This is a genomic window from [Enterobacter] lignolyticus SCF1, assembly GCF_000164865.1.
In the GTDB taxonomy this organism is placed as follows: Bacteria; Pseudomonadota; Gammaproteobacteria; order Enterobacterales; family Enterobacteriaceae; genus Enterobacter_B; species Enterobacter_B lignolyticus.
Genome location: NC_014618.1, coordinates 1,828,563 through 1,847,800, shown reverse-complemented (window position 1 = coordinate 1,847,800; position 19,238 = coordinate 1,828,563). Strand labels below are relative to the sequence as shown.

The 19,238-nt window shown below is 54.7% G+C and carries 15 protein-coding genes, 2 tRNA genes and 2 pseudogenes; 8 read left to right on the top strand and 11 right to left on the bottom strand.

Annotation, left to right across the window (positions count from 1 at the left end; genetic code table 11):
- Nucleotides 1–46: 46 nt before the first annotated feature.
- Nucleotides 47–508: a hypothetical protein gene (locus tag ENTCL_RS08565; protein WP_013365720.1), complete on the bottom strand. Its 462-nt coding sequence runs from the start codon at nucleotides 506–508 to the stop codon at nucleotides 47–49.
- Nucleotides 509–1,141: 633 nt separating this feature from the next.
- Here ENTCL_RS08565 and ENTCL_RS08560 point away from each other — a divergent pair.
- Nucleotides 1,142–1,969 (top strand): hypothetical protein, encoded by an 828-nt coding sequence (locus ENTCL_RS08560; RefSeq protein WP_157865536.1) that lies wholly within the window; start codon nucleotides 1,142–1,144, stop codon nucleotides 1,967–1,969.
- A 95-nt stretch (nucleotides 1,970–2,064) separates the two neighbouring features.
- Here ENTCL_RS08560 and ENTCL_RS24135 read toward each other — a convergent pair whose 3' ends face one another.
- The 4 genes from ENTCL_RS24135 to ENTCL_RS22390 all read right to left on the bottom strand — a co-directional run bounded on the left by ENTCL_RS24135 (nucleotide 2,065) and on the right by ENTCL_RS22390 (nucleotide 4,170).
- Nucleotides 2,065–2,451 (bottom strand): IS1 family transposase, encoded by a 387-nt coding sequence (locus ENTCL_RS24135; RefSeq protein ID WP_420805095.1) that lies wholly within the window; start codon nucleotides 2,449–2,451, stop codon nucleotides 2,065–2,067.
- A gap of 36 nt (nucleotides 2,452–2,487) precedes the next feature.
- Nucleotides 2,488–2,763 carry an IS1-like element transposase gene (locus ENTCL_RS24130; protein ID WP_071841388.1) on the bottom strand — a complete coding sequence of 92 codons (276 nt, stop codon included), beginning with the start codon at nucleotides 2,761–2,763 and terminating at the stop codon, nucleotides 2,488–2,490.
- A gap of 94 nt (nucleotides 2,764–2,857) precedes the next feature.
- Nucleotides 2,858–3,682 (bottom strand): hypothetical protein, encoded by an 825-nt coding sequence (locus tag ENTCL_RS08550; RefSeq protein WP_013365718.1) that lies wholly within the window; start codon nucleotides 3,680–3,682, stop codon nucleotides 2,858–2,860.
- Nucleotides 3,682–4,170 (bottom strand): hypothetical protein, encoded by a 489-nt coding sequence (locus ENTCL_RS22390; RefSeq protein WP_013365717.1) that lies wholly within the window; start codon nucleotides 4,168–4,170, stop codon nucleotides 3,682–3,684. Before ENTCL_RS22390 ends, ENTCL_RS08550 begins: the two co-directional genes overlap by 1 nt.
- A gap of 301 nt (nucleotides 4,171–4,471) precedes the next feature.
- Here ENTCL_RS22390 and ENTCL_RS08540 point away from each other — a divergent pair, with 301 nt between their 5' ends.
- Together ENTCL_RS08540 and ENTCL_RS08535 are read left to right on the top strand one after the other, a co-directional pair.
- Complete coding sequence (locus ENTCL_RS08540; RefSeq protein ID WP_013365716.1) at nucleotides 4,472–5,926, top strand: AMP nucleosidase; 1,455 nt, start codon at nucleotides 4,472–4,474, stop codon at nucleotides 5,924–5,926.
- A 17-nt stretch (nucleotides 5,927–5,943) separates the two neighbouring features.
- A complete protein-coding gene (locus tag ENTCL_RS08535) occupies nucleotides 5,944–7,722 on the top strand; it encodes an aminopeptidase P family protein (protein WP_013365715.1) in 1,779 nt (592 codons plus the stop codon).
- Nucleotides 7,723–7,807: 85 nt separating this feature from the next.
- On the opposite strand, the gene ENTCL_RS08530 is transcribed toward ENTCL_RS08535, so the two are convergent.
- From ENTCL_RS08530 to ENTCL_RS08515, 4 genes are all read right to left on the bottom strand, one after another.
- Nucleotides 7,808–8,917, bottom strand: a complete 1,110-nt coding sequence (locus tag ENTCL_RS08530; protein ID WP_044612098.1) for a porin — start codon at nucleotides 8,915–8,917, stop codon at nucleotides 7,808–7,810.
- A 748-nt stretch (nucleotides 8,918–9,665) separates the two neighbouring features.
- Nucleotides 9,666–9,741: transfer RNA gene (locus ENTCL_RS08525), tRNA-Asn, on the bottom strand.
- Nucleotides 9,742–9,844: 103 nt separating this feature from the next.
- Complete coding sequence (locus ENTCL_RS08520; RefSeq protein WP_013365713.1) at nucleotides 9,845–11,233, bottom strand: APC family permease; 1,389 nt, start codon at nucleotides 11,231–11,233, stop codon at nucleotides 9,845–9,847.
- A gap of 350 nt (nucleotides 11,234–11,583) precedes the next feature.
- Nucleotides 11,584–13,002, bottom strand: coding sequence for a glutamine synthetase family protein (locus ENTCL_RS08515; protein ID WP_013365712.1), 1,419 nt, complete (start codon nucleotides 13,000–13,002; stop codon nucleotides 11,584–11,586).
- A 211-nt stretch (nucleotides 13,003–13,213) separates the two neighbouring features.
- Between ENTCL_RS08515 and puuD the strand changes: the two genes are divergently transcribed.
- From puuD to ENTCL_RS08495, 4 genes are all read left to right on the top strand, one after another.
- Entirely contained in the window at nucleotides 13,214–13,978 is a 765-nt protein-coding gene (puuD, locus tag ENTCL_RS08510; protein WP_013365711.1) for a gamma-glutamyl-gamma-aminobutyrate hydrolase, read from the top strand.
- A 25-nt stretch (nucleotides 13,979–14,003) separates the two neighbouring features.
- Complete coding sequence (gene puuR, locus ENTCL_RS08505) at nucleotides 14,004–14,561, top strand: HTH-type transcriptional regulator PuuR (RefSeq protein ID WP_013365710.1); 558 nt, start codon at nucleotides 14,004–14,006, stop codon at nucleotides 14,559–14,561.
- A gap of 137 nt (nucleotides 14,562–14,698) precedes the next feature.
- On the top strand, nucleotides 14,699–16,186 hold the full coding sequence (gene puuC, locus ENTCL_RS08500; RefSeq protein ID WP_013365709.1) for an aldehyde dehydrogenase PuuC: 1,488 nt from the start codon (nucleotides 14,699–14,701) through the stop codon (nucleotides 16,184–16,186).
- 2 nt (nucleotides 16,187–16,188) lie between these two features.
- Complete coding sequence (locus ENTCL_RS08495; protein ID WP_013365708.1) at nucleotides 16,189–17,469, top strand: NAD(P)/FAD-dependent oxidoreductase; 1,281 nt, start codon at nucleotides 16,189–16,191, stop codon at nucleotides 17,467–17,469.
- A gap of 52 nt (nucleotides 17,470–17,521) precedes the next feature.
- Here the strand turns inward: ENTCL_RS08495 and ENTCL_RS08490 are convergent.
- Together ENTCL_RS08490 and ENTCL_RS24125 are read right to left on the bottom strand one after the other, a co-directional pair.
- A pseudogene (locus tag ENTCL_RS08490) lies at nucleotides 17,522–18,978 on the bottom strand (EmmdR/YeeO family multidrug/toxin efflux MATE transporter).
- A gap of 92 nt (nucleotides 18,979–19,070) precedes the next feature.
- A pseudogene (locus ENTCL_RS24125) lies at nucleotides 19,071–19,133 on the bottom strand (DUF5951 family protein); the annotation flags it as partial.
- Nucleotides 19,134–19,138: 5 nt separating this feature from the next.
- Here ENTCL_RS24125 and ENTCL_RS08485 point away from each other — a divergent pair.
- Nucleotides 19,139–19,214 (top strand) — tRNA-Asn (locus tag ENTCL_RS08485).
- The last annotated feature ends 24 nt before the right edge of the window (nucleotides 19,215–19,238 follow it).

Genomic DNA, 19,238 nt, shown 5'->3' with positions numbered 1-19,238 from the left:
ATCTTTTGGCACGTGCCGGGTAAATGTATTTTCCAGCCCTTCAGGTTCATACACTCCCTTCGTCGATAAGCGTCACACCGCAGGGAGTTCTGAGCCAGCGCGGCGCTTTCATTTCCGCAGTGAAGTAGTTAATCAAATCATACAGCAGAGAGCTAAGCTGTTTTTCTGTTTCAGCGGAAAGCCCCTGAGCAGACAACGTCTGCGTCAGCGCGAGGCAGTAGCTACAAAGCTCGGTACACTCAGGAGAGAAACGCGGCGCCTGGGTGGGACGAACATCCACCGTAAGGCTTTCAATAAGGTGGGTGGGAATCGGGTCCAGTAAGGTCGGTTCTAATAGCGCCAGGCAGGCGTTTATTCTGCCGTAGAGCGCCATTCTGAGCGTGGGGTCATCGCTTTCAATCAGGGTGCTTACGAAGGTTTCGCAGCGTTCGGCCAGTACCGTGAAATCCGTGGCGGCACTGAGGGGAACAGCAAGTAACGGGTGTGTTTGCGTGGGGATAGTAGCCATAGTGGCAGCCTCCTGTAACAGGTTTAAAACCCACCACCAGAGGTTCCAATCTCATGGTGATGGACTGAACGAGGTTGGAACTACCGGCGTTACAGGTAACCGGCGCACCTTACGGTGCCCTCGCCCAGCCCACCATTGAGATGTAGCCGAACGCACGACATAAAAATGACGCTAGCGCGTCATATGTCGCCTGTAACGTTTCCAGGGTTCCAATCCTGACACCTGATTTTGCAGGTGCGAGCTAAGGATACTGCGTTACTTCATCAGCGGCAAGGAATATCCTCATAAAAACACAGGAATTAATTCATAAATTCAATAGGTTACCGGCAATGATATTCCACATGAATTTCTCGCGGTAACTCCATCCTAGAACATATTTACAGACACAATGGCTGTCCGGATAGACGAGTGTGAATGCACTTTTGATACGAAACTACCTGTATGGACCTCTATGAGCGAGGAGCTGACATTCGTAACTGTTCTAACCACTGATAATAGCATTACTTAAATAGCGGTGTGTTACTCAATATGGAGCAAGTTAGAAGAACTAACAATTTAATATTTCCTGTTATTGTGGTAACGTCGGTTTTCATCTAACTTATCTGAATAAATGCTGATGAATTTATTCTAATTATGCAAGGTTTGACTATGGATGATATCTCATTATCTATTGCAAGAAACATGTTTCACCTCCAGGTTTATGAGTCTGACGGAGTTCGCTTTGAAGACTTGTTTTCAAAAATTATGTACTATAAATCGCCAGGTTTTCAGCAGGTGAAACCGCATGGTAATGTTGGTGATAGAAAGAATGATGGTTTTATTAAGGATGAAGGTGTCTATTATCAGGTGTATGCGCCGGAAGATGCATCTAACAATGTATTAACTGCTGTAAATAAAATAAAAGATGATTTTCAAGGTTTAATGGAATACTGGCATGATATATGCCCCATTAAAAAATATTATTTTGTCTTAAATGATAAATATAAGGGTTCCTTGCCTCAGTTGCACAAAGAGTTAATTAACTTGCAACGTAATTTCAATTTGATTGATACTGGGGTTTTTGTAGCGAAAGATCTTGAACGCGACCTTTTCAACTTACCAGATGATATGATTCGTTCAGTTGTTGGGCACCTACCAGATATTGACCATGAAGAATATATGTTTGTATCCGGATTTACTTGCTTCATCTCTGCTTGGATTAATTTTGAAAAAGTTGCTAGGTATAATATTTGTTCGGTAAAAGAACCTAATCGTCCTCTTTTTATAGGGAGAATAGTAGATGTTTTAGTTCAAAATAAAATAATTTCTACGCAGGATGCAGCTTTTATTAAACACATTACTCAAATTAGAAATCGTCTTGTGCATGGGGTTTCGATGATAGTCCCTAAGAAAAGTGAGATAGATGTATTAATTCTCATTACCGAAAGAGTAAAACTAGCTGGTGTATATCGTCTAGAATGAATGTAATAAGTGAATTCATAGGTTGCATTACTAATTTTTATTTTGATTGCCACTAGATAAAATACTGCAATGGAAACTCCGGTAATGACTCCAATTTACTGATAGTGTTTTATGTTCAGATAATGACCGATGACTTTGTCATGCAGTTCCATCGACTTTGAGAACGACAACGACTTCCTGCTCAGCCTGGCCAGATGCTGCCTCAGAACCAGGTTATGCCGCTCAATACGCTGCGTATACCGCTTGCTGATGACGTGCAGCTTTCCCTTCAGGTGGGATTCATACAGCGGCCAGCCGCCCGTCATCCATACCACAACTTCAAACGCTGACAACAGGCTCAGAAGATGCTCCAGTGTGGCCATCGTACGTTCACCAAAGACGTGGGCCACAACCGTTCTGCGTATCCTATCATACGCGTAAAACAGCCAGCGCAGGCGTGATTTAGCGCCGACGTAGCCCCCACTGTTCGTCCACTTCCGCACAGACAATGACGTCACTGCCCGGCTGTATCCGGGAAGTTACTGACTGCGGCCTGAGTTTTTTAAATGGCGAAAAATCGTGTTGAAGCCAACACCCATAACGCGAGCACTGGCTCGACATCCGACCCCATTCATGGCCATATCAATGATTTTCTGGTGTGTACCGGGCTGAGAGGCGGTGTAAGTGAACTGTAGCTGCCATGTTTTACGACAGTGAGAACAGAGATAGCGCTGATGCCCGGGAATACTTTTACCGTTGCGCATCACGCCTTCAGTAGCAAAGCAGGAGGGACAGCAGACGGAGACGGAAGCCACAAAAGCACCTCAAAAAAGCCATCATAATCTAAATCAGTAAGTTGGTAGCATTACCATAATTTGGGTCCACACTATCCGCTTCGGTAACCGCAAGTTATCCTAGTTCTGATTTCGATTCAGATGCTGAAAACTCTGTACCAAGTACTTTTTCTGTTGAGGCCAGATATGGATAGCGATCAAGAGTTAGAAGATGTATTTTTGCCTCAAGTAAATCACCCTCTTTGAAAAATTCTCCTTCATTATATGGCGTAGTTTCCCACGACAGTTTGTCCTTATATCCGTCTTCAGTTTTAAATGAAACGACCCGGCATCTCTTGTCCTCAGGTACTTCGACTAATGCTGCATGGTCGCCACGTGGATTACGATGGATGACTTCGCAGAACTGGCCCATATAAGGTTTTCCTCGCAGATGTTCGCATTGAGAGTAACGCTTACCGCAAATAGAGCAATCCAACCTATCTGAAACAAATCCTGCACTAATGAATACCTGTTGCGGGAAAAGTTTAGCTTCAAGCTGCTCCAAAACCTCTCTCCGTTGGTCGCAGTGCGCAAATCCCCTATGTGCACGACTTGCGTCTAAACAGCCCATTTGAGCTGCAACAAGTTGGTCCCATGCCTCATTCGGCATATCACGTTTCAGCAAGATCCACATCATTAATTCTGACCTCACAGCACCAATGGCACACTCGAAGCCTAAGAAAAGGTTCGCATTTTCTTCATTACAGCGAAGTATCTCTTCGTGCTTAAACCGAGTGGCGTTATATAACAAATGATCTAGTGCCAAACATTGTTCTAGTTGCAACTGACTAGAACGGGTTAGAAATAGGAACGTTTCAGCTTGCTTCATGCCATTATTGAAGAAATTGATTACCTGTTCGAAGGTCATCTTCCCTGATTGCTTTACGATTGTGTCGTTCACTATTCTCCCCCTAATTCCTTAACAATTTGGGCAATATTAATCAACCCATCAGGAGGTCCACTATAGTGAACCTCTTTGCAAGAACCATCTGCTTGTTGGATGATGACATCGAGCGAGGCCTTGCTATTCTTGGCTCCTTTGAACAAGTCATACAGATAGTTCGTGATAATTCCGAGAGTTATGGATAGAACATTGGGATTCTGCGATAGCAGGCCTGTCGATATAAAAAGTGTAGGTCCAAACCACTCAAAGCCGTACTGTTGCAGATACGAAGGCTGATTATCCTCGTCGAAAATCTCGACATAGGGGATCTTGCTTATCTTGAGCAGAGTCCGCACTGTGTCAGATTCAACGTGCTGACGAAGGTCATCGACAGACTTTGCAGTTGCTAGATTACTAGGTAGGATTGCAAGTCCGTTGGGAACAGAAACTCCAAAGTCTTTCAATTTATCAGAAATGGAAACGTAATCGCGCACTTCTGTACTCATAGAGTTCATCCCTCTGTTATGTTGTTTCGGAAATGACCACAAGCAAATGTATATATTAACCGTTTGCGAAGGCATCCATACCGATCATGCGTGGTGTAGTTGCGTACTAATTTACGCTATCTATTTAGAATTGTGAAAGGTCAGCTTCTGGCACAAAACCGACTTTCCGTTCCCCGCAAAATCCCCGTCCATCCGGTTTTACTCTTTATCTCCCCTCCCCCGCATCCCCAGTCTTTTGTTTCACATTCCTGTGACATACTATCGGGTAACACCACAGCACTGCTGAAACAAGGAGCGAAGGATGAACACGAAGGGTGCCGGTCTGACCCCTGAACAGGCGCTGGACCAACTGGAAGCGCTGTATAACCAATCGGTCGCCGCGCTGCGCGAAGCCATTGGTCGCTATATCAACGACAACACCCTCCCCGATAGTGAAGCCCGCGCACACGGGCTTTTTGTTTACCCGGCGCTGTCGGTCTCCTGGGATGGCGAAGCGCACAGCGCGCTGAAAACCCGCGCCTGGGGCCGCTTCACTCACTCCGGCTGCTACACCACCACCGTCACCCAGCCCGCGCTGTTTCGTCATTATCTGCTGGAGCAGCTCACCTCGCTGTACCAGGACTACGGCGCGCACATCGTGGTGGAGCGCTCGCAGCATGAAATTCCCTATCCGTACGTGATCGATGGCTCAACCCTGACGCTTGACCGCTCGATGAGCGCCGGACTGACCCGCCACTTTCCGACGACCGAGCTGTCGCAGATCGGCGATGAGACGGCGGACGGGCTTTTCCACGGCACCGAGTACTACCCGCTATCGCACTTTGACGCCCGTCGCGTGGATTTTTCCCTCGCCCGCCTGCGCCACTACACCGGCACGCCGGTCGAGCACTTTCAGCCGTTCGTGCTGTTCACCAACTACACCCGCTATGTCGATGAGTTCGTGCGCTGGGGCTGCAGCCAGATCCTCGACCCGGACAGCCCCTACATCGCGCTCTCCTGCGCCGGCGGCGTGTGGATCACCGCCGATACCGAAGCGCCGGAAACCGTCATCTCCGACCTGGCGTGGAAAAAACACCAGATGCCCGCCTGGCATCTGATCACCAAAGACGGCCAGGGCATTACGCTGATTAATATCGGCGTCGGCCCGGCGAATGCCAAAAATATCTGCGACCACCTGGCGGTACTGCGTCCGGACGTCTGGCTGATGATCGGCCACTGCGGCGGCCTGCGCGAAAGCCAGACCATCGGCGATTATGTGCTGGCCCACGCCTACCTGCGCGACGACCATGTGCTCGACGCCGTCCTGCCGCCGGATATCCCGATTCCAAGCATCGCCGAGGTGCAGCGCGCGCTGTATGACGCCACCAAACAGGTGAGCGGTATGCCGGGCGAAGAGGTCAAGCAGCGCCTGCGCACCGGCACCGTGGTCACCACCGACGATCGCAACTGGGAGCTGCGCTACTCCGCCTCCGCCCTGCGCTTCAACTTAAGCCGCGCGGTGGCCATCGATATGGAAAGCGCCACCATCGCCGCCCAGGGCTACCGCTTCCGCGTCCCCTACGGCACCCTGCTGTGCGTGTCCGATAAACCGCTGCACGGCGAGATAAAGCTGCCGGGCCAGGCAAACCGTTTTTACGAAGGCGCCATCTCCGAACACCTGCAGATCGGCATTCGGGCGATTGACCTGCTGCGCGCCGAGGGCGACAGGCTGCATTCGCGCAAACTGCGTACCTTCAACGAACCTCCGTTCCGTTAAGTTTCAGGAAAACAACAATGACCACCACAACACCGCTTTCCGCTTTACGTAGCCTGCTGCTGGCCGATGGCCTCGACGGTATGATCGTGCCGCGCGCCGACGCCTGGCAGAGCGAATATGCCGCGCCGTACGATGACAAACTGGCCTGGCTCACCGGCTTTACCGGCTCCGCCGGGCTGGCGCTGGTACTGCGCGAAAAGGCGCTGATCTTCGTTGACGGCCGCTATCAGGTCCAGGTACGCGAGGAGGTGGATCTCAGCGCCTGGGAGATCCACCATCTGCATAACGAGCCGCTGGATGCCTGGCTTGCGGATAACCTGCCCGCAGGCAGCCGCATCGGCTTTGAGCCGATGCTGATGGTCAACAGCCAGTATGAAGCGCTTAGCGCCACCCACTGCGCGCTGGCGCCGATGACCGACGACCCGCTCAACGCCCTGTGGCATGACCGCCCTGCCGCGCCGCGCGGGCCCGTTCGCGAAATGCCGCTGGATGTCGCCGGGGAAAGCAGCGCCGAAAAACGGGCGCGCATCGCCGCGCTGCTGGCGAAAAAAGGCGCTGATTACCTGGCCATCACCCAGCCGGACAATATCGCCTGGCTGCTGAACGTTCGCGGCGCCGATATCGCCATGAGCCCGGTGCCGCTCTCCTTCGCCCTGCTGAGCCACACCGGCGAGGTGGAGTGGTTTATCGATCGCCAGAAAACGGCGGATCTCTCCGACGCCCTGCTCTCCACGCTCACCCTGCTGCCGCAGGAGGCGCTGCTCTCCCGCGTCGCCCAGCTGGCGCCGGGTAAACGTATTTTGCTGGATGCCGACAGCGCGCCGGTGGCGCTGCGCTTCGCCGCCGAGCAGCACGGCGGCAGCGTCCTGTGGAGCGCCGATCCCATTACCTTTATTAAGGCCAAAAAGAACGACGTCGAGCTGGAGGGATACCGCGACAGCCACCGCAACGACGGTGCAGCGTGGGTGAATTTCCTCGCCTGGCTGGCGCATGAGGTCCCGGCACGGCTGGCGGCGGGCAATCCGCTGACCGAACTGGAGGCGCAGGCAAAACAGCTGACCTTCCGCCAGCAGCAGAAAAACTTTATCGAGCAGAGCTTCGGCACTATTTCCGCAGCAGCGGGAAACGCGGCGATGTGCCACTATCACAGCAGCGAGGCGACCAATACCGCCATCACCAGCGCCAGCTTCTATCTGAACGATTCCGGCGGCCAGTACCATAACGGCACCACCGACGCTACTCGCACGCTGGCCTTCGCCCCGCTCGATCCAAAGCGTCGCCTGCACTACACCGCGGTACTCAAAGGCTTCCTGTCGCTTATCACGCTGCAGTTCCCGAGCGGTACCTGCGGCCATCAGATTGACGCTTTCGCCCGTCGCGCGCTGTGGGAGCTGGGGCTGGATTTCGACCACGGCACCGGACACGGCGTCGGCCACCAGCTGCTTATCCACGAAGCGCCGCAGCGCATCGCCAAAAAGGTGAACCCGTGGCCGCTGGAGGCGGGCAATATCATCACTATCGAGCCGGGGTATTACCTCGGCGGCGAGTACGGCATCCGCATTGAGAACCAGGTGGAGATCGTCGAGTCCGCGCCGGGCTTTTGCCGCTTTGCGTCGCTGACGCTGATCCCCATCGACCTCAGCCAGGTGGAAATGCACCTGCTGAGCGAGCAGGAAAAACAGTGGCTGGATGACTACCACCAGCGGGTGCGCGATACCCTGTCACCGCAGGTGAGCAGCGATGCGCGTCCGTGGCTGTTCGCCGCCACGGCGCCGGTTCGAAAGCAAATGGGTTAATACAGAAAGAGGCAAGGAGACGTCTGGCACAATGCGTCAGTTTATCAGGAGAAGCATTGGCCAGACTTTCAGCGGTGTGACGGTATTACCACATATACTTGATAGCGACTGCGGCTATATTGTCAGTCGAGATCTTAGCGTTTTTGGTAAAGGTGTTGTCATTGAGCAGATTCACTTTGTAATCCACATAGGTCTGCATGTTTTTGTTAAAGTTGTAGGTGAAACCAAAGTCAACAAACTTCACCAGATCCTGGGCGTCGTATGTATTGCCCTTTTTATCAGTCCCCAGGTCATTACCGCGGGTCTGGTTATAGGCAACAAACGGCACCAGACCATTCTCAAAGGTATATCCCGCATACAGCTCAACGGACTCAGACTCGTTGGCGTAACCATACGCCGTGCTGCTCGTTGAACCAAACTTGATGGCGTTGTAGGCCTGGGTGTACATGGCGGCCAGATAGAGGTTGTTGGCGTTATATTTGATGGCGCCAGTATAACCTTCCGCTTTCTTGCCGTTGCCCATAATACCTGCGGCATTGTTCTGCGTATCAAGCCGGTTGGAATTAAAGAATGCCCCCGCAATACTCACGCCGATATCCGTATCGTAGCTCAGCGAAGAGCCATAGCCATCGCCGTTCTGGGTGAGCACGTTACGGCTATCCCCGCCATTCTCTCCCTGATATTGCGCCGCGAACTTCAGACCATCCACCAGGCCGAAGAAATCGGTGGTGCGATACGTCGCAAGACCATTGGCGCGTTTGAACACGAAGTTATCATTGCTGTAAGAAGAACCATCGAACTCAGGCTGCATATCCGTATAGGATTCCGCATCATAAAGAATGCCCGTGTTTCGGCCATAGTCGAATGAGTTATTGCCGTAAAATCTCAGTCCCGCATAGGCATAACGGGTCCAGGCGTTACTTGATGTTGAGCTCTCCGTCTGGTTACCCTGAACCTGATATTCCCAACGGCCAAAACCGGTTAAGTTATCATTGATTTGCGTCTGGCCTTTAAATCCAAAACGCATATAGCTCATATCGCCATTTTTACTGCTATCGGACGAAAAGTAGTGCAGACCATCAACAAAGCCATATAAATCCAGCTTATTGCCATCTTTGTTATAAATTTCTGCCGCCCCGGCGGTGGCAGACATCAGTAGGGAAGACACTAACAGTGCAATAATTTTTGTTTTCATCATTAATATCTCTTGCTATTTTTTAGAATTGCCAAATTATAATGGTGGCGATAATATTCAGAATAATAAACCCAACCAATAAGAAAGTTTAAAATGCATCAGCCAGCCATTCTTGTATTTAGTAAAAACTGAGACACCATCACTTTTGATACTAATATTTATACTGACAATTTTTAATAGTGTATTGCCTGCCAAAGACAGAACAATCGTTAAACCCTCACTCCGCGTTTTCTATGCCGTGAGCAGTGAACCTGTACGTCACCGCATATTTCATTGCAACAAATAAAAAACAATTAATTTACAGCATTTACCCTGTACGGCGTACGCTTCACGGCCAGGGCTGCTGGTGCGCTGCATTTTACGTGATAAACAAAAAGTTTCACGTTGAAATACATTCATCAGAAAATGTAACTTTATTACAAATGTAAATATCTTGTTATGCATACAGTGAATAAAACTACCTGTATCCCCTTAGATTAACTTTTAATGCTGCCTTCTTTGTTTTTTGAATCTTCTTTTCATTTTTTTACTTTAATCAGATAAATTTAATAGTAATACAAATGTATTAAATAAATTAATACCCATCTTTCGCTGCCAGATTCAGGTCTTCGCCTGGAGAATTCAGCGGCGTCAGCGTGAGAGAAAGGCAGGATGATGGTGCAGGAAATGAAGACGCAAGAGATGAAGGGCGCGCATGGCCGTGCGACAAAAAGCAAAAAGCCTGCTCGAAAGCAGGCTTTTCTAAATTTGGCTCCTCTGACTGGACTCGAACCAGTGACATACGGATTAACAGTCCGCCGTTCTACCGACTGAACTACAGAGGAATCGTGTGAACGGGGCGCATATTAGCGATGCGCCCGGGGCTTGTCAAAGCCTGTTTTCACAAATTCAATCGTTTGCTGATTTCTTCTCCACTGCGGGTAAAAATCACTCCCAGGCCTGCTCGGCCTTTGCAGCCTCAAACTGCGGCGGCGGTTTACGAAAACGCCCGGTGAGGTAAGCAAGATAGACCAGACCAACCCCGGCCCACACCAGCCCCAGCGTCAGCGACGTCACCTCAAGGTTTACCCACAGCACCGCCACGGTCGCCGCGCCAACCAGCGGCAGCACCAGGTAGTGCAGCTTCTCCTGCCAGGTTTTATTCCGCCCTTCGCGACGCCAGAAGTGGTTAAACACCGACAGGTTGACGAAGGTGAACGCCACCAGCGCGCCAAAGTTGATAAGCGCGGTGGCGGTGACCAGGTCGAAGAACAGCGCCGACAGCGCCACGATCCCCACCATGATGACGTTCAGCGCCGGCGTCCGCCACTTCGGATGCACATAGCCGAAGTACTTCTCCGGGAAGACGTTATCGCGCCCCATCACGTACAGCAGGCGGGAAACGCTGGCGTGCGACGCCAGACCCGAGGCCAGCGTGTTCACAAAGGTGGTGCACAGGAAGATAGACTGGAACAGCTTGCCGCCGACGTACAGGGCAATCTCCGGCAGCGCCGCATCCGGGTCCTTAAAGCGGCTGATATCCGGGAAAAACAGCTGCATAAAGAACGACGCGGCGATGAAGATAAACCCGCCGTACAGAGCGGTAAGGAAAATCGCTTTCGGGATAGTCCGCGCCGCATCCGGCGTCTCTTCGGAGAGCGTGGTGACCGCGTCAAACCCGAGAAACGAGAAGCAGACGATGGTCGCCCCGGTGATGATGGGGATCAGGTGCGCGTTCTGGCTGATAAACGGCTGTAGCGACCATATCGTCCCCACCCCTTCGCCCTTGTGCAGCCCCTGCACCACCAGGAAAATGAACACCACGATGATCGCCACCTGCACCAGTACGAACAGCGCGTTGAAGTTCGCCACCAGGTTGACGCTTTTCAGGTTTGCGGCGGTGAGAATTGCGACAAACATCACCACCCACACCCATGGCGCCACGCCCGGGAACAGCGCGGAGAGGTAGATCTTCGCCAGCAGCACGTTAATCATCGGCAGGAACAGGTAGTCGAGCAGCGACGACCAGCCGACCATAAAGCCAACGTGGGGGTTTATCGCTTTTTGCGCATAGGTATAGGCCGAACCGGCCTGCGGAAACTGGCGCACCAGCTTGCCGTAGCTGATGGCGGTAAACAGCACCCCCGCCAGCGCCAGCAGATAGGAAGCAGGAACGTGACCGTTGCTGACGCCGGAAACAATCCCGAAGGTATCAAACACCGTCATCGGCGTGAGATAGGCCAGGCCCATCACCACCACCTGCCAGAGCTTAAGGGATTTACGCAGCTGCGGCTTGCCCGGGCGGGCAGAGAAATTCAGAGAAGTATTAGTCGCCATAACGATCCTCCCCGATGCGCGTACAGGTCTGCGTTCGGAACGTCGGTACAGCAAACCTGGGTAGCCTCGGGGCGGATCTAAAAGAGAAAGGAGTTAACGTCGCACAGCACAGGTGCGGCCCGTACTCGCAGCGGGAGCCGCAAACGCTCTCGTTAGGGGGATACTTAATCATTGGCATCATCTCATTTCCTCGTCACAAACTCTGTCGGTTATCTGAAGACCCGTTGTCGCCTGCGCTCCATTACGCGACACCCGGGAAATGGCAGGTTGACCTGCAATAAATCCGGCCTGGCTCCGCGCAGGCCGCATGATGCTACTTCTTTTTTTTACCGCGCCGGACCGTATCACGGTCAGGCGTTTTTCAACATCCACTCAATTTCGGTATCGGTGATAAGACGTTCAAACTGGATAAGCTCATCGTTCTTGCAGGCGTGGTAAACGTGGCTGAAACGTTCGCCCAACAGCTCGCGCAGGGCGTCGTTCTGCGCAAATTCCCACAGGGCGTCGCTCTGGCGGATCGGGAACGGCAGCCCGTCCTGCTCCAGCCCGTTGCCTTCAACCTCTTCCTGCAGCGGCAGATCGTTATCCAGCCCGTGGAGGATCCCGGCAAGGATGGTCGCCATCACCAGATACGGGTTCGCATCAGCGCCCGCCACGCGGTACTCCACGCGGTGGTTGTCGCGATCGCCGCACGGAATACGCAGCGCGACGGTGCGGTTGTTGTGCCCCCAGGAGGCCTGGGTCGGGACGTACATCCCCGGCTGGAAGCGGCGATACGAGTTCACGTTCGGCGCCAGCAGCGCCATTGAGGCCGGCATCAGGTCGATCATCCCCGCCAGCGCGCGCTTCAGCAGCGCCGAATCTTCGCCGTCGACATCGGCCAGCACGTTCTTGCCTCTGTTATTCATGATGCTGATATGAATGTGCATCCCGCTACCCGCATGCTCTTCATACGGCTTGGCCATAAAGGTGGCGTGCATTTTGTGTTTCTCGGCCACCAGTCGCACCAGACGTTTCAGCGCCAGCGCATCGTCGCAGGCGTCGAGCACGTTATCGGTGTGATAAAGGTTGATTTCAAACTGGCCGGGGGAGGCTTCAGCCACCGCGCCGTCGGCGGGGATCATCTGCAGACGCGCCAGATCGTCGATATCGGTCAGCACATCGGCAAAGTGGTTAAGGTTATCAACGGAGTAAACCTGGCTTTGCATGTTGCGATCGTCGGTGCCCGGGGCGCACGGCGGCTGGAGATAGCCCTCTGAATCACGCTGACGATCGAGTAAATAGAACTCCAGCTCTACCGCTACCACGGGGAACAGGCCGCGCTGGCGCAGTTTCTGCCAGAGCCGGTTAAGCACGTTCCGCGGCTCAACGTCAAAGGGAGCGCCATCTTCATCAAGCATGGTCAGCATCATCTGGCCGATAAATTCCGGATCGGCTGCCGACGGGGTTAAGGTGCCGGGCACCGGTACGCAGGTGCGATCCGGTTCGCCGAGCTCCTGGCCTAACCCCGCCTCTTCAACAACGTTGCCCAGAATGTCCATCGCGAATACCGATGCCGGGAAGTAGCACCCCTTCTCTACTTTACGCAGCCCGGTGACCGGAATGCGTTTGCCGCGAAAGCAGCCGTTGAGGTCCGTTAACAGCACATCGACATACTGCGTGTTCGGGTAACGTTCCAGATACTGCGTCACTTCGCGCGCAAACGCGCTACTTCGTCTCTCTTCGGACTGCTGAACAAAGTTCTCAACTTCTACGATATTGGTTTCCATGATTCACCGCCGTTGCTTTGGATGACGATCTGCGACTCGACCGTTAAATATAATGTCCACTCTTCGACTCTGGATGCAAACAATTTGTTTGTCAAATGTTAAATTGAGTTTGCAAGAAGGTTATTCCACTGCTAGATTGAGAAAATATTGAACGGAATTGCACAACATGGAATCGTTTGGCAATAATTTAGTCCAAAACGTGAGGTCGATCATGGGCAATATATTTGACAAGCCGGTTATTGGTGTCGTGATGTGTAGGAACAGGCTTAAGGGTCATTTGACCCAGACTCTGCAAGAGAAGTACCTGAATGCCGTATTGAATGCCGGCGGATTGCCAATCGCCCTTCCCCATGCGCTGGCGGAGCCTGAACTGCTGAACGCGCTATTACCGAAACTTGACGGCATCTTTTTGCCAGGAAGCCCCAGCAATGTGCAGCCGCACCTCTATGGTGAAAACGGCGATGAGCCTGACGCCGATCCCGGGCGTGATCTTCTGAGCATGGCGCTAATCGCCGCCGGGCTCGAAAGGCGCATCCCCATTTTCGCCATCTGCCGGGGTTTACAGGAATTAGTTGTCGCCACCGGCGGGACTCTGTATCGTCGCCTGTGCGATCACGCTGAGTTCCTGGAACATCGTGAAGATTCGGAGCTCCCGGTGGAGCAGCAGTACGCGCCATCACATGAAGTCCAGGTCCTGGAGGGGGGATTGCTGTCTCAGTTAATACCAGGTTGCAACACGTTTTGGGTTAACTCCTTACACGGTCAGGGCGCAAAAACCCTTGGCCCGCTGTTGCGCGTGGAAGCGCGGGCACAGGATGGGCTGGTGGAGGCCGTCAGCGTTCACAACCATCCGTTCGCCCTCGGCGTGCAGTGGCACCCGGAATGGAACAGTAGCGAATACGCCCTGTCGCGTTTGTTGCTTGAAGGTTTTATCACCGCGTGTCAGAACCACCTCGCTGAAAAACAGCGACTCTGACCACTACTGTTAAGGAAATGCCATTATGAGCGATGACGGCCTGGCGCCGGGTAAACGTCTGTCGGAGATCCGCCAACAGCTGGGTCTTTCGCAGCGTCGTGCCGCCGAACTGTCTGGATTAACGCATAGCGCCATCAGCACCATCGAGCAGGACAAAGTCAGTCCTGCCATCAGCACCCTGCAAAAGCTGCTGAAAGTTTATGGGCTGTCGCTCTCCGAGTTCTTTGCCGAACCGGAAAAACCTGACGAACCACAGGTGGTTATCAATCAGGACGAGCTGATTGAGATCGGGAGTCAGGGGGTATCAATGAAACTGATTCACAACGGAAACCCGAACCGTACGCTGGCGATGATATTTGAAACCTATCAGCCAGGCACCACGACCGGGGAGAGGATTAAGCACCAGGGTGAAGAGATTGGGACAATACTGGAAGGTGAAGTGATGCTGACTATCAACGGTCAAACGTATCACCTCGTTGAAGGACAAAGCTATGCCATTAACACCGGCATACCGCACAGCTTCAGCAACACCTCGGCAGGCATTTGCCGCATCATTAGCGCCCACACGCCAACGACATTCTAATTAATACCGGCCTGAGTTTCTCAGGCCTTCTTAAAAACGCGAATTAACAGGGGATATCCCTGGAGCGTCGTGCAGCCTGATTTTGCCTGAAGACGATGAGTAAGGTTATTTATCCGATTGAAATATAAGGGGTAGCTATGAACTTTCAGAATCTGAAATATTGGCGGGAGAAAGCCAGTCATTATTCGCCGGAGACGCGTTTATTTATTAACGGCGAATATTGCGCCGCCGCCGATAACGACACCTTTATTACGCTTGACCCGGCGGGGCAGCGACCGCTTGCTAAAGTCGCCCGCGGCAATAAGGCCGATGTCGATAGCGCGGTGAAAGCCGCCCGGGCGGTGTTTGAGCGCGGCGACTGGTCGCAGGCGTCGCCTGCGCAACGCAAAGCGGTACTGAATATGCTCGCCGATTTAATGGAACAGCATCACGAGGAGCTGGCGCTGCTGGAAACGCTCGATACCGGCAAGCCTGTTCGCCATAGCCTGCGTGATGATATTCCTGGCGCGACCCGCGCCATCCGCTGGTACGCCGAAGCCATTGATAAGGTGTATGGCGAAGTCGCCAGCACCTCGGTAAACGACCTGGCGCTGATCGTCCGCGAACCGGTGGGCGTTGTCGCCGCCGTGGTGCCGTGGAACTTCCCGCTGCTGCTGGCCTGCTGGAAACTCGGCCCGGCGCTGGCGGCGGGCAACAGCGTTATCCTGAAACCGTCGGAGAAATCGCCGCTGACGGCGATCCGCCTGGCGGGGCTGGCGAAAGAGGCCGGGCTGCCGGACGGCGTGCTCAACGTCATCAGCGGGTATGGCCACGAAGCGGGCCAGGCGCTGTCGCAGCACCCGGACGTCGACGTCATCACCTTTACCGGCTCCACCCGCACCGGCAAGCAGCTGCTTAAGGACGCGGGCGACAGCAACATGAAGCGCGTCTGGCTGGAAGCGGGCGGCAAAAGCGCCAACATTGTGTTCGCCGACTGCCCGGACCTGCAAAAAGCCGCCGCCACCACCGCAGCCGGGATCTTCTACAACCAGGGCCAGGTCTGTATCGCCGGTACGCGCCTGCTGCTGGAAGAGAGCATTGCCGATGAGTTTATCGCGCTGCTGAAAGAACAGGCGAAAAGCTGGCAGCCGGGCAACCCGCTCGACCCGGCGACGACGATGGGGACGCTTATCGATAGCGCCCACGCCGATACCGTCCACGGTTTTATCCGCGACGGCGAAACCCAGGGAACCCTGGTGCTGGACGGCCGCAGCCACGTGCATCCGGCCGCCATCGGCCCGACCATTTTTGTCGATACCGCCCCGCAGGCGCGCGTCGGCCGCGACGAAATTTTCGGCCCGGTGCTGGTCATTACCCGCTTTAACAGCGAAGCCGAGGCGCTGGCGCTGGCTAACGACAGCGACTACGGCCTCGGCGCCGCGGTCTGGACCCGGGACCTCTCCCGCGCGCACCGCATGAGCCGCCGCCTGAAGGCCGGGTCGGTCTTCGTCAACAACTACAACGACGGCGACATGACCGTACCGTTCGGCGGCTATAAGCAAAGCGGCAACGGTCGCGATAAGTCCTTGCACGCGCTGGAAAAATTTAGCGAACTGAAAACCATCTGGATTGCCCTGGAGCCTTAATCATGACTGAACATACCACCAGTTATTACGCCGCGAGCGCCAATCAGTACGAACCGTTTCCTGTCCTTACCGAATCGGTCACCTGCGATGTGTGCGTGGTCGGCGGCGGCTATACCGGGCTCTCCTCCGCGCTGCACCTGGCCGAGCTCGGCTATGACGTCGTGCTGCTGGAGTCGGCGCGCATCGGTTTTGGCGCCAGCGGACGCAACGGCGGACAGCTGGTTAACTCCTACAGCCGCGATATCGACGTCATTGAAAGCAGCTACGGCCCGGACGCCGCCCGAATGCTCGGCAGCATGATGTTTGAAGGCGGCAACATTATTCGCGAGCGCATCCAGCGCTACCAGATTGAGTGCGACTACCGCCCGGGCGGGCTGTTTGTGGCGCTGAACCACAAGCAGATGGAGACCCTGGAAGAGCAAAAGGCCAACTGGGAGCGCTACGGCAACACCCAGCTTGAGCTGCTGGACAGCAGCGAGATCCGCCGCGAAGTCAGCAGCGACCGCTACGTCGGCGCCCTGCTCGACCACAGCGGCGGCCATATCCACCCGCTGAACCTCGCCATCGGCGAAGCGAACGCCATTCGTCTCAACGGCGGGCGCGTTTTTGAGCAGTCGCCGGTCACCCGCATTCAGCACACCACACCGGCGGTGGTAAGCACGGCGAAGGGCCAGGTCACCGCGCGCTACGTGATCGTCGCGGGCAATGCCTACCTCGGCGATAAGGTCGAGCCGGAGCTGGCCAAACGCAGTATGCCGTGCGGCACGCAGGTGCTGACCACCGCGCCGCTCTCCGCCGAGGTGGCCCGTTCGCTGATCCCGCGAAACTACTGCGTGGAGGACTGCAACTATCTGCTGGATTACTACCGCCTGACCGGCGATAACCGCCTGCTGTACGGCGGCGGCGTGGTCTACGGCGCCCGTGACCCGGACGATATCGAGCGCCTGATTATGCCGAAGCTGCTGAAGACTTTCCCGCAGCTGAAAGGGGTGAAGATTGATTACCGCTGGACGGGCAATTTCCTGCTGACGCTGTCGCGCATGCCGCAGTTCGGCCGCCTCGACACCAACATTTATTACATGCAGGGCTACAGCGGCCACGGGGTGACCTGTACCCACCTGGCCGGACGGCTGATTTCCGAACTGCTGCGCGGCGACGCCGAGCGTTTCGACGCCTTTGCCAACCTGCCGCACTACCCGTTCCCGGGTGGCCGCAGCCTGCGCATTCCGTTTACCGCGATGGGCGCGGCTTACTACAGTTTACGCGATCGTCTTGGGGTTTAACGTCTTCTGGTAATAAACCCGACGCACAGGGCGATCCCCCCTGTGCGTTTTTTTATTCCCGTTTGACCCGCGGATATTTCCACAGCCAGCGTCCGCTGACCATCCGCCAGTAGAACAGCGCGCCGCGCACCGCCCAGTCGAGAACCATCCCGAGCCACACCCCGACCACGCCCATCCCCAGCATGATGCCGAGCACGTAGCCCGCCACCACCCGACAGCCCCACATGCTGAACATCGACACCCACATGGCGAACCGCGCGTCGCGCGCGCCCTTCAGCCCGGAAGGCAGCACCCACGACGCCGCCCAGATAGGCATAAACGCCGCGTTAAGCCACAGCAGTACTTTGACTACCTCTTTCACGTTCTCCTCGTGGGTATAGAACGAGGCAAACAGCCCGGCGAGCGGCGCGGTGCCCCAGGCGATGATCGTCAGGATGATGGTCGACATCCAGAACACATGGCGCAGTTGCCGCTCCGCCTGGCCTATCTGACCTTTCCCCAGCCGCTTGCCGGTGATGATGGTCGACGCCGACCCGAGCGCGTTGCCCGGCAGGTTGATCAGCGACGCCACCGAGAAAGCGATAAAGTTGCCGGCGATCACGTCGGTTCCCATTCCGGCGACGAACATCTGCGTCAGCAGCTTACCGCCGTTAAACAGCACCGACTCAATGCTTGCCGGAATGCCGATGCCCATCACCTCCCAGATGATGGCGACGTTAAGCGGCTTGAGATAGCTTTTCAGCGGGATGCGCAGCGCCGGGTTAAAGCCGACGGTCAGCACGAACAGAATCGCCGCCGCACCGATGTAGCGGGAGATGGTCAGCCCCAGCCCGGCGCCGATAAACCCGAGGCCGGGCCAGGAAAACGCGCCGTAAATCAGGACGCTGCTGATAATAATGTTGAGGATGTTCATCCCGCCGTTGATCAGCAGCGGTATTTTCGTGTTGCCGGCGCCGCGCAGCGCCCCGCTGCCGATAAGCGCGATGGCCGCCGCCGGGTAGCTCAGCACCGTCAGCTCAAGATAGCTGAGCGCCAGCGCTTTGACGTTCGCCGTGGCGTCCCCCGCCACTACGTCAATGATTTCCCGGCCAAAGTAGTGGATAACGGCGGCGAGGATCACCGCGAAAATCGTCATGATAACCAGCGACTGCCGGGCCGCCGACCTCGCCCGCCGCCTGTCGCGCCTGCCGAGGCTGAAGGCCACCACCACCGTCGTTCCGAGATCAATCGCCGCGAAAAACGCCATCACCACCATGTTGAAGCTGTCCGCCAGCCCGACCCCGGCCATCGCCTCCGCGCCGAGCCAGCTGACGAGGAAAGTGCTCAGCACCCCCATCAGCAGTACGCAGGTATTCTCCATAAAGATGGGTACGGCAAGCGGGGTGATTTCACGCCAGAAAAGAACACGATAGCTTTTGCGTTTTCGATACCAGGGCGTGCGGGCGACGGCCTGACGGACAGCGGCGGAGACGTTCAAGGGGTACCTTAGGAAAAAAGTTGAAACCACATTTCAAATAATGATTGAGAAACCGGGATACTGCAAAACCTTTTTCCTGAATAATTGTGCTTAAATACAACAAATTGTTGACAGAAACGTCAGTCGCGCGCGAAGGCAAGAAATGAGGTTTGACAAAATTTTTTTCGCCGCTAAGATAAGCCTCCACACGATTCCTCTGTAGTTCAGTCGGTAGAACGGCGGACTGTTAATCCGTATGTCACTGGTTCGAGTCCAGTCAGAGGAGCCACATTCTGAAAAGCCTGCTTTCGAG

Excerpts from the sequence above, each read along its gene's own strand:
- ENTCL_RS08565 (WP_013365720.1), bottom strand. The coding sequence starts at position 508 with ATGGCTACTATCCCCACGCAAACACACCCGTTACTTGCTGTTCCCCTC.
- ENTCL_RS08560 (WP_157865536.1), top strand. The coding sequence starts at position 1,142 with ATGCAAGGTTTGACTATGGATGATATCTCATTATCTATTGCAAGAAAC.
- ENTCL_RS22390 (WP_013365717.1), bottom strand. The coding sequence starts at position 4,170 with ATGAGTACAGAAGTGCGCGATTACGTTTCCATTTCTGATAAATTGAAA.
- ENTCL_RS08540 (WP_013365716.1), top strand. The coding sequence starts at position 4,472 with ATGAACACGAAGGGTGCCGGTCTGACCCCTGAACAGGCGCTGGACCAA.
- ENTCL_RS08535 (WP_013365715.1), top strand. The coding sequence starts at position 5,944 with ATGACCACCACAACACCGCTTTCCGCTTTACGTAGCCTGCTGCTGGCC.
- ENTCL_RS08530 (WP_044612098.1), bottom strand. The coding sequence starts at position 8,917 with ATGAAAACAAAAATTATTGCACTGTTAGTGTCTTCCCTACTGATGTCT.
- ENTCL_RS08520 (WP_013365713.1), bottom strand. The coding sequence starts at position 11,233 with ATGGCGACTAATACTTCTCTGAATTTCTCTGCCCGCCCGGGCAAGCCG.
- ENTCL_RS08515 (WP_013365712.1), bottom strand. The coding sequence starts at position 13,002 with ATGGAAACCAATATCGTAGAAGTTGAGAACTTTGTTCAGCAGTCCGAA.
- puuD (WP_013365711.1), top strand. The coding sequence starts at position 13,214 with ATGGGCAATATATTTGACAAGCCGGTTATTGGTGTCGTGATGTGTAGG.
- puuR (WP_013365710.1), top strand. The coding sequence starts at position 14,004 with ATGAGCGATGACGGCCTGGCGCCGGGTAAACGTCTGTCGGAGATCCGC.
- puuC (WP_013365709.1), top strand. The coding sequence starts at position 14,699 with ATGAACTTTCAGAATCTGAAATATTGGCGGGAGAAAGCCAGTCATTAT.
- ENTCL_RS08495 (WP_013365708.1), top strand. The coding sequence starts at position 16,189 with ATGACTGAACATACCACCAGTTATTACGCCGCGAGCGCCAATCAGTAC.